At 74.6% G+C, this 15,808-nt stretch carries 12 protein-coding genes; 7 read left to right on the plus strand and 5 right to left on the minus strand.

What is annotated here, in order from left to right; translation table 11 throughout:
- Positions 1–228 precede the first annotated feature (228 nt).
- Positions 229–1,362 carry an AfsR/SARP family transcriptional regulator gene (locus tag IEZ12_RS22845; RefSeq protein ID WP_189274176.1) on the plus strand — a complete coding sequence of 378 codons (1,134 nt, stop codon included), beginning with the start codon at positions 229–231 and terminating at the stop codon, positions 1,360–1,362.
- Between the two features lie 73 nt (positions 1,363–1,435).
- On the opposite strand, the gene IEZ12_RS22850 is transcribed toward IEZ12_RS22845, so the two are convergent.
- Positions 1,436–7,330 (minus strand): WD40 domain-containing protein, encoded by a 5,895-nt coding sequence (locus IEZ12_RS22850; RefSeq protein WP_189274178.1) that lies wholly within the window; start codon positions 7,328–7,330, stop codon positions 1,436–1,438.
- 163 nt (positions 7,331–7,493) lie between these two features.
- Here IEZ12_RS22850 and IEZ12_RS22855 point away from each other — a divergent pair, with 163 nt between their 5' ends.
- Complete coding sequence (locus IEZ12_RS22855; protein WP_189274180.1) at positions 7,494–8,702, plus strand: ArsB/NhaD family transporter; 1,209 nt, start codon at positions 7,494–7,496, stop codon at positions 8,700–8,702.
- A gap of 46 nt (positions 8,703–8,748) precedes the next feature.
- Here the strand turns inward: IEZ12_RS22855 and IEZ12_RS22860 are convergent, their stop codons facing one another.
- Genes IEZ12_RS22860 through IEZ12_RS22870 form a run of 3 tightly spaced genes read right to left on the minus strand, consistent with a single transcriptional unit; the run spans position 8,749 to position 11,280 of the window.
- Positions 8,749–9,633 (minus strand): inositol monophosphatase family protein, encoded by an 885-nt coding sequence (locus IEZ12_RS22860; protein WP_229847826.1) that lies wholly within the window; start codon positions 9,631–9,633, stop codon positions 8,749–8,751.
- On the minus strand, positions 9,611–10,270 hold the full coding sequence (locus IEZ12_RS22865; RefSeq protein WP_189274182.1) for a hypothetical protein: 660 nt from the start codon (positions 10,268–10,270) through the stop codon (positions 9,611–9,613). Before IEZ12_RS22865 ends, IEZ12_RS22860 begins: the two co-directional genes overlap by 23 nt.
- A 38-nt stretch (positions 10,271–10,308) precedes the next feature.
- Positions 10,309–11,280 carry a hypothetical protein gene (locus IEZ12_RS22870; RefSeq protein ID WP_229847828.1) on the minus strand — a complete coding sequence of 324 codons (972 nt, stop codon included), beginning with the start codon at positions 11,278–11,280 and terminating at the stop codon, positions 10,309–10,311.
- Between the two features lie 263 nt (positions 11,281–11,543).
- Between IEZ12_RS22870 and IEZ12_RS22875 the strand changes: the two genes are divergently transcribed.
- The 3 genes from IEZ12_RS22875 to IEZ12_RS22885 all read left to right on the plus strand — a co-directional run bounded on the left by IEZ12_RS22875 (position 11,544) and on the right by IEZ12_RS22885 (position 13,635).
- A complete protein-coding gene (locus IEZ12_RS22875) occupies positions 11,544–12,062 on the plus strand; it encodes a MarR family winged helix-turn-helix transcriptional regulator (RefSeq protein ID WP_189274186.1) in 519 nt (172 codons plus the stop codon).
- 156 nt (positions 12,063–12,218) lie between these two features.
- Positions 12,219–12,683, plus strand: a complete 465-nt coding sequence (locus IEZ12_RS22880; RefSeq protein WP_189274188.1) for a hypothetical protein — start codon at positions 12,219–12,221, stop codon at positions 12,681–12,683.
- A gap of 88 nt (positions 12,684–12,771) precedes the next feature.
- On the plus strand, positions 12,772–13,635 hold the full coding sequence (locus IEZ12_RS22885) for an NmrA family NAD(P)-binding protein (RefSeq protein ID WP_189274190.1): 864 nt from the start codon (positions 12,772–12,774) through the stop codon (positions 13,633–13,635).
- 71 nt (positions 13,636–13,706) lie between these two features.
- On the opposite strand, the gene IEZ12_RS22890 is transcribed toward IEZ12_RS22885, so the two are convergent.
- Positions 13,707–14,423 carry a class I SAM-dependent methyltransferase gene (locus IEZ12_RS22890; RefSeq protein WP_189274192.1) on the minus strand — a complete coding sequence of 239 codons (717 nt, stop codon included), beginning with the start codon at positions 14,421–14,423 and terminating at the stop codon, positions 13,707–13,709.
- Between the two features lie 164 nt (positions 14,424–14,587).
- On the opposite strand from IEZ12_RS22890, the gene IEZ12_RS22895 reads away from it, so the two are divergent.
- Both IEZ12_RS22895 and IEZ12_RS22900 read left to right on the plus strand, forming a co-directional pair.
- Positions 14,588–14,761 carry a hypothetical protein gene (locus IEZ12_RS22895; protein ID WP_189274194.1) on the plus strand — a complete coding sequence of 58 codons (174 nt, stop codon included), beginning with the start codon at positions 14,588–14,590 and terminating at the stop codon, positions 14,759–14,761.
- 343 nt (positions 14,762–15,104) lie between these two features.
- On the plus strand, positions 15,105–15,808 hold a 704-nt coding region (locus IEZ12_RS22900), incomplete at its 3' end, for a ferritin-like domain-containing protein (protein ID WP_189274196.1).

Raw genomic sequence — 15,808 nt, forward strand, 5'->3', positions numbered from 1 at the left:
TCGAGACCGAAGCAGCCCGCCGCCTCGCCGACGACCTCAAGAGCGAGTGATCACCCGATTACCCAACACTTTCTGAGCCGTTCATTGAACGGAATTGATTGACCGTCACTGCGCGATCCACCGGTCAAGTCCGCCCGGCCGTAGAACGGAGTCACGGCCGGGCGGCTGCCAAGGGACGCGCTCCGCCGCGGCCGGCGCAACAGGCCGCGGTGCGAAGGGTGGTGGGGCATGGAGTTCGGAATTCTCGGACCGCTGCTCGTGCGGGACGGCACGGGGGCTCGGCCGGTGCCGGCGGCCAAGCAGCGGGCGCTGCTCGCGGCGCTGCTCGTCCGACGGGGGCAGGTGGTGCCGACCGAGGTGCTCGTCGACACCGTCTGGGACGGGCGGCCGCCGCGCACCGCCGCCACCACCCTCCGCAACTACGTGATGCGGCTGCGCAGAGCACTCGGCGCGGCCGGTGAGCGGCTCGCCACGGAAGCGGGCGGCTACCTCCTCGCCGTCCACGCCGACGAGTTGGACGCCGACCGGTTCATCCGGCTGCGCGACGTCGGCCACGCCCTGCTGCGCGACGACGAACCCGAACGGGCCGCCGCCCACTTCGAGCAGGCACTCGCGCTCTGGCGCGGACCGACCCTGGTCGACCTCCCCTCCGAGACGCTGCGCCGCACCGAGGCCGACTGGCTCGCCGAGGCCCGCCTGGACATCCTCGAAGGCCGTGCCGAGGCCGTGCTGGCGCTCGGCCGGCACCCCGAACTCCTCGACGGGCTCCGGTCGCTGACCGCCGCACACCCCGAACGGGAGCGGCTCTGGGCCCAGTTGATGACCACCCTGTACCGCTGCGGCCGCCGGTCGGAGGCACTCGCCGTGTACGAGAGAGCCCGCCGGGTCCTCGCGGACGAGCTCGGCGTTCGACCCGGGCGGCGAACTGCGCGCCGTACACGGCGCCGTCCTGCGCACCGACCTCGCCCCGACGGCCCCCGCCCGGACCAGCACCGCGCCCGTCACCCCGTTCCAACTACCTTCCGACCTGCCCGACTTCACCGGCCGGCCCACCGAGACCGCCGACCTCGCCGCCCTCGCCGCGCACCCCGACGGCGCCCCCTGCACCGACCCGGGCGGCAGCCGGCCGGAGCCCGCCGCACCGCACACCGTCCTCGGCGGCTTCCTGCTCTCCCTCGGCGGACCGGCCGACGGCATACCGCCCGCCACCGAGGACCGGACGGCGCTCGTCCGTTCGCCGCCGGCCGGCCGGCGGACGCCGGTCGTCCTGGACCGGGTGGACCAGGACGCCGACGAGGGCCGAGCCCCGCACCGCCCGCCGCACCGCCCCCGCGGGCTGATGCGGCGTCAACCGGAGTGTAGGGCCGAGCGGTCGGCGACGGCGGTGCAGCCGGTGGAAGTCACCGGGCCGGCGGAAGACCGGCGCGGCGCCCGTTCACAGCTCCGCCTCCGGGGGGAGCCGGTGGACGCCCGGGAGGTGGGGGTCCAGCTCGCCGGGCTCGAACCGGCACATGCCGACGGCGTGCCAGAACTCCCCGGCCACATCGCCTTCGTACTTGTACGCGCCGGACGGCAGCAGCGCCGCCCAGCCGTCCGGCGAGCCGAGCAGCGTCGCCAGGGCGGCGGGCCGGCCGTCGGGGCGGATCCGCCAGAGCCGTACGGTGCCGTCCTCGCCGCCGCTGGCGAGCAGCGAGCCGTCCGGGCTGAAGGTGACCGCGAGGATCCGGCCGGTGTGGCCGCGCAGGCCGGCCAGCTGCTCGCCGGTGCGCGGGTCCCAGAGCCGGACCACCCGGTCGTCGCCCGCGGTGGCGAGCAGCGGCCGGGAGGGGTGGGCGGCCGCGGTCCAGAGCCGCCCGATGTGGCCGGTCAGTCGGTGCCGGACCACCCCGTCGCCCCAGATCAGGGCGGTCCCGTCCCAGGAGGCGCTGGCCAGCCAGGAGCCGTCGGGCGCCAGTGAGACGGCGTACACGCGGTCGGTGTGGCCGTCGAGTTCGGCCTCGACCCGGCCGGTGCCGAGGTCGGCGATCCTGACCTTGTGGTCGTCGCAGCCGGTGAACAGGCGTCGGCCGTCCGGGCTGAATGCGATGGAGCGGACCCGGCCCCGGTGCTCACGCAGGGTGGTGAGGTGGGCCCCGGTGCGGCGGTACCAGACCCGGACGGTGTCGTCGTCGTTGGCGGTGGCGACCAGGACGCCGTCGGGGCTGAACGCCTCGGCCCAGACGTGTTCGGTCTCCATGTCCATCTCGCGCAGGTACTCGCCGCTCCGGGCGTTCCAGAGGCAGAGGTCGCCGTCGTTGGTGGCGGTGGCGAGGACCGTCTCCTCCGGGCTGAACTCGGCGGAGACCAGTCGGCTGCTGCGGCCGGAGAGCTCGCGCAGCCGGCGGCCGGTGGCGGGCTCCCAGAGCCGGACCACGCCGTCGTTGCCCCCGGCGGCGAGCAGGGCGCCGTCACCGCTGAAGCTGAGCGAGCCGATCCGGCGGCCGTGGCCGCGCAGGAGCTGGCGGCTGCGGCCGGAGGCCGGGTCCCAGAGCCGGACCAGCCCGTCGTTGCCGCCGGTGACCAGCAGGGCGTCGGTCTCCGCGCTCCCCCGGCCCGCGCCGGGACGGAACCGGCACGCCCAGACCGAGCCCCGGTGCTCGGGCGGCTGGCGGCGCAGCGGCGCCACCTTGTAGCCGCCGCTCCGGGTCGCCTGGGCGCGGCCCGGCCGTCCGGCGCCGTCGGCCCCAAGGGCCCGGGAGACCTGCCAGATCCGCACCCCGCCGTCGCTGTCGCTGGCGGCCAGCCGGGTGCCGGCCTCGTCGAAGGTGACCTGGTAGATCTTGCCGGCCGAGTCCTCCAGCCGTTCGGCGGGCGTGCCGTCGAGCGGGTTCCAGAGCCGGACCTGGCCTTCGGTGTCGCCGCTGGCCAGCAGGTCGCCGTCGGGGTGGAACGCGAGGGTGTAGATCCGTCCGGCATGGCCGGACAGGGTGTGCAGCAGCCGCCGTCCGGCGGCGTCCCAGATCCGTACGCTGCCGCCGACGCCGTCGTCCTGGCCGCCGTCGGCGGTGGCGACCAGGGTGCCGTCCGGGCTGAACGCGGATCGGTAGAGGGTGCCCCGGTGGCCGGGGAGCACGGCGCGCCGGCGGCCGGTGGCGGTGGACCACAGCCGGGCTCCGCCGCCGGAGTCCCCGGTGACCAGCAGGGTGCCGTCGGGGCTGAACACCGCCGTGTAGACGGGCGCGGCGTGGCCGCGCAGGCGGTGCAGCGGGCGGCCGGTGGCGGTGTCCCAGAGGGTGACGACGCCGTCCGGGTCGCCGGTGGCGACCAGTCGGCCGTCCGGTCCGAGCGAGACCGGCCAGACGCCGCCGGGGTGGACGTCGAGGCGGTGCCGGCACTCCCCGGAGACCTGGTCCCAGAGCCGGACGGTGCCGTCGGCGCTGCCGGTGGCCAGCACGTCGCCGGCGAACTTGACCGCGTAGACCCGCCCGCTGTGGTCCTTGAGGGTGCGCAGGGCGACTCCGGTGACGGCGTCGCAGACCAGCACGCTGCCGTCCTCGCTGCCGACCGCGAGCAGTCGGCCGTCGGGGCTGAAGGCGACGGGTTCGGGCAGCCGAGTGGAGCGCACGTCGAAGCCGTACGGGACGCCCACCTCCGAGGGGCTGAACCCGGCCTCGACGGGCAGTCCCGGGGCGATCGCGGCGGCCCGCAGCTCCGGCGCGGCCATCACCTCCGGATCGGTGACGGCCGAGATCAGGGCGGCTCGCTGCCAGCGGCTGCCCTGCAGTCGGGCGCCGCGCAGATCGGTGCCGAGCAGCCGGGCGCCGCGCAGGTCGGCCGAGCGCAGGTCGGCGCCGGAGAGGTCGGCGGAGTCGAGCCGGGCTCCGGCCAGGGTCGCGCCGCGCAGATCGGCGCCGGACAGGTCGGCGCCGAGCAGGCGGGCGTCCGTCAGGTCCGCGCCGGACAGGTCGACGCCGGACAGGTCGCGGTGCGAGAGGTCCTCACCGGCCAGGGGCGCGCCGCGCAGGACGGTGTGCGCGGGGACCCGCAGGCGGTCCAGCACCTTGATGGCGTTGAGCCGGGCCGCCTCGCCGCTGTCCTGGGCGCCGTCCAGGACGGAGCGGGCCCAGTTCTGGCAGGCCTGGCGGTCGGCGAGGTCGCAGAGGAACTCGACGGCGAGCCGGCTGAGCGGGCCGCGGGCGAGCAGTTCCGGGTCGCCGCTCGCCAGGGCGGCCGCGGCGGCCCGGGCCACCAGCCACTCCACCACCGAGCCGTGGATGAAGTGGAACATGCCCTCGTCGGAGCGGACCAGCAGGCTGCCGGAGCCGACGGCGTGCGCGACCTGCGGGGTGGGCATCGGGCTGTCGGCCAGGCCGCTGAGCACCCCGGCGATGTCGACGATCTCGTCCAGCGAGATGGAGCTGCGGCCGCTCTCCCACAGCCGCACCGCGAGCAGGGTGACGGCCTGCCAGAGCTGTTCCAGGCGCAGGCCGGGGGCGGCGCCCGGCCCGCCGTCGCCGCGCCGTTCCTCGAACCGCAGCCAGGAGGTGAAGAGTTCCTGGTAGAGGCCGGCGGCGCTGAGCGCCCGGCCGGCGCCCGCGACGGTGCGCAGCCGGTCGTGGTCGAGGTCCGCGACGAAGCTGAGCAGCCGGGGGTTGCGGCAGAGCGCGAGCAGGTCGGGGATGGCCTCCAGCAGCCGCATCCGGCGGGCGGCGGCATCCGGGTCGCCGTACCGGTTGACGAGGTAGCTGCGGATCTGGTGCGGGGTGAAGTCCTGGACGGCGACGAGCCTGCGCTGCGGAAGCAGGCCGACCCGTTCGCCGAGCGCGGTGAGCACCTGTTCGTGCGAGCGGAAGTGCTGGGTCCGGCTGGTGACGACGATCTTGGCGTTGTCGACGGCGGCGTCCAGAAGCACCTGGAGGTGGTCGGCGGCGCGCTCGTAGCTGACCCGGTTGACCAGTTCGTCGAAGCCGTCGAAGAGCAGCACGACGCGGCCCTGCCGGAGCATGTAGCGGAACGTCCGCAGGTCGAGGGAGTCGATGCCGTGCTCCGTCAGGTGGGCGGCCACCAGGCCGTCCAGCGAGTGCGCCTTGTCGAGTGCGCTCAGGTCGATGAACAGCGGTGTCAGGTACGGGAGTTCGCTGGGAATGCGGCGGGCCGCCTCGCGCAGGGCGAAGGTCTTGCCGCGGCCGAAGTCGCCGAGCAGCAGGACGAACCGGCCGTGGTCGGAGTCGAGCAGCCGGAGCAGCTCGTCGACCAGGCCGTCGCGTTCCTCGGCGCCGGGCCGTTCGGCGTCGCGGTAGCGCTGCGGCAGGTAGAGGCCGGGCTGGTACTGGCTGTCGGCGGCGAGCCGCTCGCTCTGGGCCGAGACGTAGTCGCGCAGGTCCAGCAGGCCCTGGAACTCCAGGAAGCTGCGCAGCCGCACCCCGCGGCGGCGGGCCCGCTCGCGCAGGGCCAGGGACGGCGGCGGGCCGTCGTGGACGAGTTCGGCGTCCGGGGCGGCGCCGTCGGCGTGCACCTCGTCGATGAAGCGGTCGACGTCCTCCGGTGTCGGGGTCCGCACGCTGACGGCCACCCGCTGCTGGCGGACCAGGCCGGACTCGGCCCAGGTCACGAAGAGCTGCGGCGGGGGGCCCGCCACCTCGCGGATCTGGGCGCCCCGGTGGCGGGTGCGGCACACCTCGGCGACCCGGGCCAGCAGGGTGTCCAGCGGCGAGGCCAGCCTGCGGACCTCGCGCTCCACGCCGGCGGCCGGGCGGGCCTCGGCCACCTGCGGCGGTTCGACGGTCGCGGCCCGGTCGGCCGGTTCGGGCGCCGGGAACACCCGCCCGGCCCGGCGCCAGGGGGCGGCCGCCCGCAGGGGCTCGGCGCCCGGGTCGGACCAGCGGGTCAGCCCCTCGCGGGTGAGCCGGAGCAGCTGGTGGCCGCCGGCGGCCGGGGCGGCGAGCGTGGTCACCTCGCCGGCCGAGGTCGCCAGCGTCCCGACGCCGCCGCGCGCGGCGCCCGGGCCGTTCAGCAGCAGGTTGAGCCGGGGCGCGGTCAGCCGGGTGAACCGGTCCGCGTCGCGGAGCGGTTCGTCGGCCGGTCCGCCGCGCGCCGGGTGGGCGGCGGCCACCGGGTGGCGCATCGCGCCGATCCGCAGCCAGCCGTCGTTCTCGTACGGGCGCAGCGCCTGGGCGAACCAGGCCGCCTGTTCGGGGCCCAGCCAGCCGTACCGGTCGTCGGGCCGGTGGGACCAGGCCATCGAGGAGTTCAGGCCGGCGACCACGACGCCCAGCTCGGGGACGGGGAAGAGGGTCCACGGCTGGGCGCTGTCGAAGACCACGTCCAGGCCCTGGTAGAACTCCTGGAACAGCCGTGAGTAGTGCCGCCACTTGGGCCAGTACGGCGGGGCCGGCCGCAGTTCGTCGGCCTCGCAGGTGGCGAAGTAGGCGCGCGAGGCGGCCTGGCTGACGTCCTGTCCGCCGGGGACGATCGCCACCCGGTGCGGCTCCAGGCCCAGCAGGGTGCGCATCCCGCTGAGGAAGGAGAGCGCCTGCTCGCACTCGCGGGGGCTGCCCGAGGCGGTGAGGTCGCCGGTGACCACGACCAGTTCGGGCGCGGGGGCGCCGAAGTCGGCGAGCTCCACCAGGTCGCCCCAGACCGCGGCCTGGAGGTCGGCGGGGTCGTTGCCCCGGCCGAACCCGGGGCCGGCCAGGTGCAGCACCGTCACCGCCTCTCGCCCGCCGGCCCGGCCGGCCGCCAGCGGGTACTCGGGCTGGACGGACGGCCTGCGCCGGGCCGTCCGGCCGGCGGCGCCGGCCGCCCCGGGTGCGGCGGCCGGCGTCCGGGCGGCCGGCGAGAGGGTGCCCGGGGCGTCGGCGGGGCCGAGCGCGCCGCCCGGGTAGCCGGGGCGCAGCTCGGGCCGGGAGCGGCCGTCCATGGCCGCCGCGACCCGGGTGAGCAGGAGCTGCCGGGCGTCGGCCGGTTCGTTGACGCCGACCAGGTCGATGTAGGTGAGGGTGGCGAGCAGGCCGTCCACCGGGATGTCCTCGATCCGGACGGTGACCAGGCGGCGTTCCGGTGCGTCCGGGTCCGCGCGCAGGGCGGCCTGCCACTCCATCCGGCCGTAGCGCGAGCGCTCGTAGTGGCGCGAGAGCAGGGCGATGACCGCCGCGGACTCGGTGATGCCGCGGTCCATGAAGTCGACGAAGTTGGTGCCGGGGACGAAGTCCCACGCCTGGAGGAACGCCCGGTAGCCGGCCTCCTCCAGCGTCCACGCGATCCAGGACGCCCAGCGTTCGTCGGCCGGCGAGTAGCTGATGAAGAAGTCGATCGGCCCGGGGCCACCCGGGATCGCGTCAAGAGCCCCCATACGGAGAACATATGACCGCCCCGGGCGGGAGTAACCGTCTTTCCTTGCAACGCTTTTGGGCGATTCCTGGGTGCTCTCCGTTGACCGGCGTCCGGTCGACGGCCGCCGGGGCGGGCCGACGGCGGCCTCGACCCTCGACGGCGGCTGTGCGACCCTGGCGTCCGTGTTTGCGTACTGGCTCACCGTTCGTCGGCTGCACCCGCTCGACCTCCTGGCCGGCGGTCTGCTCGCCCTCGGCCTCCTCTTCCTCGCCACCGGGCTGCTCCCGGCGGACTCCGCCGGGGCGGCCGTGCAGCGGATCGCGCCGCTGCTCGCCTTCCTGGGCTCGGTGGTCGTGCTGGCGGAACTGACCGGCGCCGCCGAGGTGTTCGACGTGCTCGCGACCCGGGTGGCGCGGGCCGGCCGGGGCAGCTACCCGGTGCTGTTCCTGCTGTGCGTGGGTTTCGCCGCGCTCACCACGGCCGTCCTCAACCTGGACACCACCGCGGTGCTGCTCACCCCCGTGATGCTGGCGCTCGCCACCCGGGTGGGCATCGCGCCGCTCCCGCTGGCGATGACCACGGTCTGGCTGGCCAACACGGCGAGCCTGCTGCTTCCGGTCTCCAACCTGACCAACCTGCTGGCCGCCGACCGGGTCGCGCTCTCCAGCGCCGGGCTGGCGCGGGCGATGTGGGCGCCGCAGCTGGCCGCCCTGCTCGCCACCATGGCGTGCCTGTGGGGGTTCTACTGGCGGCGCGGGCGGCGGGGCGCGGACGGGTACCGGCCGCCGGAGGTCCGGCGGCCGAAGGATCCGGTGCTGTTCCGGATCTGCGCGCTGGCCTGCGCCGGGTTCCTGGCGGGCAGTCTGCTGGCCCCCGTACCGCTCTGGGTGGCCTCGGGCGCGGCGGCCGCAGTGGTCGTCGCGGCGTACGCCGTGCGCCGTCCGGAGGGGCTGCGCGCCTCGTTGATTCCGTGGCGGCTGCTGGTCCTGGTGCCCGGGATGTTCCTGGTGGTGCAGACCGTGGACGCGCACGGACTGCACCGGCTGCTCGCTGCGGCGGTCGGCGACGACGCCGGGCCGCTGGGCCTGTTCCGGGCCTCGGCGGTCGGCGCGGGGCTGTCCAACCTGCTCAACAACCTGCCGGTCTACCTGGCCGGGGAGGCCGCGGTGCCGGCCGGCAACCACCAGCAGCTGCTGGCCCTGCTGATCGGCACCAACATCGGCCCGCTGATCGCCCCCTGGGCCTCGCTGGCCACCCTGCTCTGGTACGAGCGCTGCCGCTCGGCGGGCCTGCGGGTGCCGCTGCGGAGCGTGGCCGGGACCGGGGCCGTGCTCGCCGTCGGTGGCGTGGCGCTGGCCACCGCGGCGCTCGCGGTGGTGGGCTCCGCCTGAGCCGTCGCTCCTGCTGGGGCCGGCTTCGAGGTGGGGGTCCGACGGGTCACGGCCCTGCGGCGGCCCCTTCGGGTCCGGCCGGGCGGGCGGCGCGGGCCACCAGGTCGAGCAGGTACGGCACGATCTCCGCCCGGCCCGCGACGTAGCTGCGGGCCGTGTCCGGCTGCCCGATCCGCGCGTCGAACCCGCTGCCGTCGAGCGCCCGGACCACCAGTCCCGCCTCGGTCGCCAGCAGGCTCCCGGCGGGCAGGTCGATCTCCTCGGCCCGGTAGCCGACGAAGCCGTCGATCAGCCCGCACGCCAGCAGCGACCAGGTGAGCAGCGGCGCCCAGAGCTGGAGCACCCGGCGGGCGCCGCCCTCCAGGCCGTCCTTGAGCGCCCGGGCCACCGGATCGTCGCGCGCCACCCCGTGCCCCTGCGTCCAGCCGAGCACCGGGCGGCCGGCCCGCGGCGGGCGGGCCGCGGCGCGCAGTCGCCCGGACGGACCGTACGCCCCGCCGCCGTGCACGGCCCGCCAGGTCCGGCCGGCGACCGGGTCGTGGACCACGCCGACGACCGGCTCGTCGTCCAGGCAGAGCGCGATGCCGACCACGTAGGCGGGCAGGCCGATCACCACGTTGTTGCTGCCGTCCAGCGGGTCGACCAGCCAGGTGCGGCGGGAGCCCGGCCGGTCGGCTGCGGTACCGCCCTCCTCGGCCAGGATGCGGTCCGCCGGGAACCGCTCGGCCAGTCGGCGGGTGACCAACTCCTCGGCCAGCAGATCGAGTTCGGTGACGACGTCACCGTCCTGCCCTTTGCTGTCCACCCGGAACGCGTCCAGGAAGCGGGCCCGCAGCAGGGCGCCCGCCTCCTCGGCGGCCCGCACCGCGGTCCGGCACTCGTCCGCGAAGGCGGCCGGCCGGGCTCCCTCACCCGGCGCTGTCGCGTCCACTGATCCTCCTGGCCGCCTCGTCGGCGATCCGGGCCGTCCGGGCCGCGTCGCAGCGCTGTCGCACCACCCGGCGGGCGGCGCCGTCCACCGGCCCCAGCACCACGTCCACCGGACCCGGCACCGTCCGGCCGAGGACGACGGTGGCGGCGGGCGCGGCGTCCGGCAGCATCGTGGCGTGGAACTCGCCGGCGCCCAGGGTGTACGTCTCGCCGCGTGCGCTGGTCTGCTCGGCCAGCGGCTCCCAGCGGACCAGCCGCGGGCTCGGGCGGATCTCGTCCGTACCTCCGGCGCTGTGCACCTCGAACGCCCGGTGGGTCGGCCGGGCGGGCTCGTCGTACACCCCCACCCGCAGGTTGCCGATCCGGCCGTAGAGCACGCTGCTCTTCAACTCCCAGCTGTGGCAGTGGATTTCGTACTCGGTCCCGACCGGGACCGGGTCGAAGACATGCACGCACACGCCGTACGCGCCGTCGCGCAGCACCGGCAGGCAGTAGAAGCCCAGCGGGTGCACGACCGCGCGCAGCGGCCGCGCGCCGGAGGCCACCTCGGCCAGCAGGCCGCCGACCAGACCGTCCAGGCCGGGCGCGGCGGCGGTGGCCCCGGCGGCCCGTTCGAGTGCCGTGTAGAGGTTCGTCATCTCCTCTGCCCCTCCCCCAGCGGGCGCGGCGTGCGCGGCTACCGTCGGTACGGGTTCTCCGCGTGCAGCGCCCGGTCGATGATGTCGCTGACGTCCCGGTCCGAGAAGGCGGTCGGCAGCGGGATGCGCAGGTGCTCGAACAGCCGCCGGACCTCGTCCGCCGTCGGGTCGTCGCCCAGCGGTTCGGTGTCCCGGAGGTCGAGTTTCACCGCCTGCTCCCGGTAGTGGTGCAGTTCGGTGACGTAGTAGTCGTACAGCGGGCGGCCGCGTTCGACACAGATGCTGACCCGCTGCGGGTCGTCCTGGGTGATGATCAGCCAGGAGGCGGAGACGTCGAACCGCAGCGACGGCGCCACCTCCGAGAGGTGGACGTCGATCTCCAGGGTGTCCAGGCGCTGCCGGTACCAGGCGGCGGCCAGCACCGTCGCGTACGACTCCTTCCGGGTGCGCTCCACGCTCCAGCCCGTGTCGTTCCGCCCGAGCGCGCCGTCCGCCCGGTTCGTGAAGGTGCCCCGGAACCGCGCGTACGCGGCGCAGACCGCCTCGTTGCCCGGGTGCACGATGTCGATCTTCACGGTGAGCGCGCGGCGGCGACGGCGGGCCTCCTGGACGCACTCGGGCAGCGTGACCGCCCGCAGGTACGTGCCGGTGCCGCCCTTGAACACCCACCGGTCGGTGTCCTGCCGGGCCCGTTCCAGCGCCCGCTCCAGGTCGACGCCGGCCAGTTCCCGCACCGACGCCAGGTTCTCCAGCGCCTGCCGGGCGCCCTCCGTCGCCTCCCGGATGTCCACCACCCGCCGTCGGCGCTCGGCCAGCGAGCCGTACACCACGGCCGCCAGCACCAGCAGCGTGGCGCCGGAGACGACGTTGTCGCCCAGATCCCCGCCGAACAGGTCGAGCAGACCGACGGCCAGCGCCCCGAGCAGGGCCACCACGCCGTCCGAGTTCCTGAGCCCCCAGGCGATCGCGCTCTCCAGCCGCCGGCCGGGACCTGCACCCCCGCGCACCACGCCGACACCTCCTTCGACGGTCAACATGGTAGGGGCGAGGGCGAGTTGGCGACAGCACGCGGCCGGTCGGATCGAGGTCGCGAACCGGCCCGGGTCGGACTGCGGGCCGTCCCGGGCAGCTGCACCGAACTCCTGACGGGCGGTCCGGTGGAGCGCACGGGCGAACTCCGTCGGGCCGATGCCCGGAGCCCGGGCCGGGCCCCGATCCGCCCGAGGCTCGCGGCGCCTTGACGCCCCAAGTCATTAGCTGCCATATTACTTTCATGACGAAGGACGAGGCCGACCGCGAGCAGCCCACACTGGAGCAGGCCGGATGGCAGCTGCGGCACTACGGCCTGGAGACGGATCCGCAGGCGGTACTGGTCGCGGTGCGGCTGATCTCCGCGGGCGCGAAGGTCGGCCGGGCGGCCGAGGCCCACTTCGCCAGGTTCGGACTGTCGACGGGCCGCTACCGACTGCTCGCGGACCTCGAAGGCCACGGCGGGGAGAAGTCCCCCTCGCAACTGGCGGCCGACCTCGACGTCTCCAGGGCCACGGTCACCGGCCTGCTGGACGGCCTGGAACGCGAGGGCCTGATCGCCAGGCGCCCGTCCACCGAGGACGGGCGCGGCACGGTCGCGGTCCTGACCGCGCGCGGTGCGCAGCGCCTGCGCGACATGGCGCCCGAGCATTTCGGGCGACTGGAGGCGATGGTCACGGGACTCTCCGTCGAGGAGCGCACGGTGTTCCTCGACCTGCTCGCCCGCGTCGTGCGCGGCAGTTCGGCCCTGACCGCCGACTGACCCGGCCGACGGCCGGGCCCGGGCTCCCGCCCCGTGGACGGGAGCCCTTTTCGCGGGGCAGTAATTAGCCAACTAATTACCTGGCCGGGAAAGGCCCGTCACGACCCGGCCACACCCTTTCGCCGTTCGGAACTCCCACGAGATGAAGAGGCCAGGATGCCCGCAACGAACGACAGAACCGGCCCGCGCCGGGCAGCCGCCCGGCCGTTCACGCTGTGGCGCGAGGTGTTGACCGCCTACGCCGCCCCCGCCCTGATGGCGGGTACCGCAGGAGTCGTCACCGGCCAGGCGGACCTGACAGTGGCGGCCTGCAGCTCCATCGCCGGCACCTCCGCGGTGGTGGCGTTCCTGGTCGGCGCCTGGCTGCGGCACGGCGGGCAGCCGCGACGCTGGACCACGACCCTGCCGCGCATCGTCCTGACCGCGCTGCTCGTCGTCGCGACCGCCGGCCTGGCGGCAGCGCTGGGATGGTTCGTCGCCGAATGGCTGCCGGCCCACGCCTCGATCCACGCCGCCCCCTGGCTGCGGCGACTGCGCATCGACCTGCCCGTCTCCGCCGTCCTCGCCACCACCATCGTCACCCTGCGCTGGCGCGCCACCGTCACGCAGGCCCGGCCGTGACCGGCCCCGACACCCGGGCGCCGGCGCCCGAACCCACCTCTGCGGCACCGGCTGTCGCGGACACCACCGAGCACCGAGGAGACACCCGATGATCGTCGTCATGGGAGCGACCGGAACCACCGGAACCGCCCTGCTCCACAGCCTGCGCGCACTCGACGTCCCCGTCCGCGCCCTCACCCGAACCCCGGACCGGCCGCTCCCCGGCACCGCCGGCCCGCACGACCGGCACGTCGAGGTCCGGTACGCCGACGCCGACGACCCCGACTCGCTGCGCGCCGCCTTCGCGGGCGCCTCCCAGCTCTTCCTCGCCATGGCCAACAGCCCCGCACAGGTCGAGCTCGAAACCCGCGTCATCGACATCGCCGCCCACAGCGGGATCGGACACATCGTCAAGCTCTCCGCCCCCGCCGCCGAGCCCGCGTCGCCCGTCGCGATATCCCGCGGACACCACGCCGTCGAGGAACACCTGCGCGCCGCCGGACCCACCGGCACCGTCCTGCGCCCCTACGCCTTCATGCAGAACCTGCTGCGCCTCGCGCCCACCGTGGCCCAGGGCCTCGTCCTCGGCGCCATGCGGGACGCGCCCTGCAACTACATCGACTGCCGCGACATCGGCGACGTCGCGGCCGCCGTGCTCACCCGCCGCCACCTCGCGGGCGGCACCTACACCCTGACCGGACCGGAAGCCGTCTCCCACCCCGACCTCGCCGCCCGGCTGACCGAACTGACCGGCCGCCGGATCCGGTACGTCGACCTCGCTCCGGACGAGCTGCGCGACAATCTCGTCCACCGGGCCGCCATGCCCGCCTGGCTCGCCGACCACGTCGTGGAGATCCAGCAACTCGCCATCGCCCGCCCCGAGTCCCCCACCACCACCGTCACCGACGTCCTCGGCCGCCGGCCCCGCACCCTCGACGCCTTCCTGACCGAACACCGCGCCCACTTCCACTGATTCCGGTTGCTCCGGCGACAGAGCCTCTGGCACCGCACCGTCGCCCGGCGGTGCGGTGCCCGGAAGTCCGGTCAGGCGCAGACGAGGGCGACGATGAACGGGTCCTCGTGTCCCGGCAGCTCCGACGCCGGGTTCCGGACGGGGTGCCAGGTCAGGTCGGTGAAACCGGCCCCGCGGGCGGACTGCTCGTAGACGTCCTCGTCCCAGCGGGTGAACGCCAGCACGACCGGCGGCTCGACCGGGAACTCCAGGACCAGAGCGGTGCCCCTCGGCACCGGCCGGGCCGCCGTGACGGACGCCCCGGCGGGTTGCCGGTCCGGGTCGGCCGGGTCGTAACCCGGGTGGACCGTCACCGCGACCAGCCGGCCGCCAGGGGCGAGGTTGGCACGGATGCCCCGGAACATGTCAGCCATCCGCCCGGGATCCTCGGCGTAGTTGAACAGCCAGACGGCCACCGCCACGTCGAAGACGCCCAGCACCGGCAGCACCGCCGCGTCGCACCGGTGGTACACGGCCCCGACCGGACTCCGCGCCTCCTCCCGCCTGGCCAGCGCCACCATCTCCGCGGAGACATCCACCCCCTCGGCGTGCGCGGCGCCGAGTTCCTTGGCCAGCCGGGTGTAGCGCCCGAACCCGCAGGCCACGTCGAGGACCCGGGCTCCCGCGAGATCCCCGAGCAGGGCACGCACCGCGGGTTCCTCGGGCGCATTGCCGTGGTCGCGCTTGAAGTCGGCGTACCGCTCACCGATGCCGTCGTACTGAGCGGGTTCTTGCTCCCTCGCCGCCACGAAACACCCTCCTGACCGCACCGGTTCGGACCTGCCGTGCACCACCCTGCCAGACCACCGGGTGCCGCACCCCCGAACGGCAGACAACTCGCCTCCGGTGAACGGACGTTGACATCCCTCCACAGGCCGCCGAAGGCGCGGAGTCAGCGTCCGCGCAGGGCCGGGTGGTCGGCGACGACGGTGCAGCTACCGGGGGCACCGACGAGGCGGACGACGACTGCGACGCTTCGGCGCACTACCTCGCGACGCAGCTGGACCGCGTCGGCGAGGAGGGCTTCCTGCCGGACGGCATCCGGGCCCCCGCCCGCTCGAAGATCACCCGCGACCTCGACACCTGAGGCCCCGCTGTTCCGTCTGCCCGTCTGTGGGCGTCCATCCGGCGCGGCAGGGGTCCAGGTCGACCCGACGTCGATCACAGGCCGAGGCCGCCGACATCCGCAACTCCGCTCCGGGCGCGCTACGCCGCCGCGGGTCCGCGCGCGGCCCCGGACGGCGAGTACGCCGAAGGTGTCTTCACTTATCCGTCCGCTTTTGTCGCGATCCACCCCGGGAACGATCGAATGCGCACTCAGCGGCGCGGGGATTCGCACTGACCAGTCGTGATCGGCCGGAACTCCTTCTCGAACCCGGTCGCGTCGGCCGTGCCTGCCCGCCGCTCCCATCGACCGAACGGGAACCACCGTGACCACTTCCGCCACCAAGCCGGCGCCGATCGCCGAACTCATGAAGATCCCAGCGGTCGATCACGACCTGCAGTGGATCAAGGACAGTCTGCAGTCCGCCATCGCTCTGGAGTTGTCGACCCTGCCGCCCTACCTGTGTGGCATGTGGTCCATCAAGACCGCGGGCTCCGATGCCGAGGCGGTGATCAAGAGTGTCGTCCACGACGAGATGTACCACATGGGGATGGTGTGCAACATGCTGTCGGCGATCGGCGGGACACCGCACATCCTCGCCGCGGCCCCGACGTATCCGGGCAAGCTGCCGGGCAATGTGCGGCCGACGGTCGATGTGTACCTCCAGGGGCTGACCCAGACGTACGTCCGGGAGGTCTTCATGGAGATCGAGATGCCCGAGAACCCGCTCGCACGCATGCGAAAGGAGTGGGTCACGATCGGCGAGTTCTACGACGCGCTGCGGGACGCCTTCGACAACGTCAGACCGCCCATCGGGTCGGGCCCTCAGATGGAGGCGCAGATCGACAGGAACACGCTGGAGAAGTTCACCTCGGTCGACCAGATCACAAAGGCGATCGATGTGATCAAGGAGCAGGGAGAGGGCACCAGCCACCTGCCCGACGACCCCACCGCCGGCGGAAAGCTGGCCCACTACTACGGCTTCGGTGAGATCTGGAAGGGACACCGGCTGGTGCCCACGCCCTCCGG

This window comes from Kitasatospora griseola, from assembly GCF_014648555.1.
In the GTDB taxonomy this organism is placed as follows: Bacteria; Actinomycetota; Actinomycetes; order Streptomycetales; family Streptomycetaceae; genus Kitasatospora; species Kitasatospora griseola.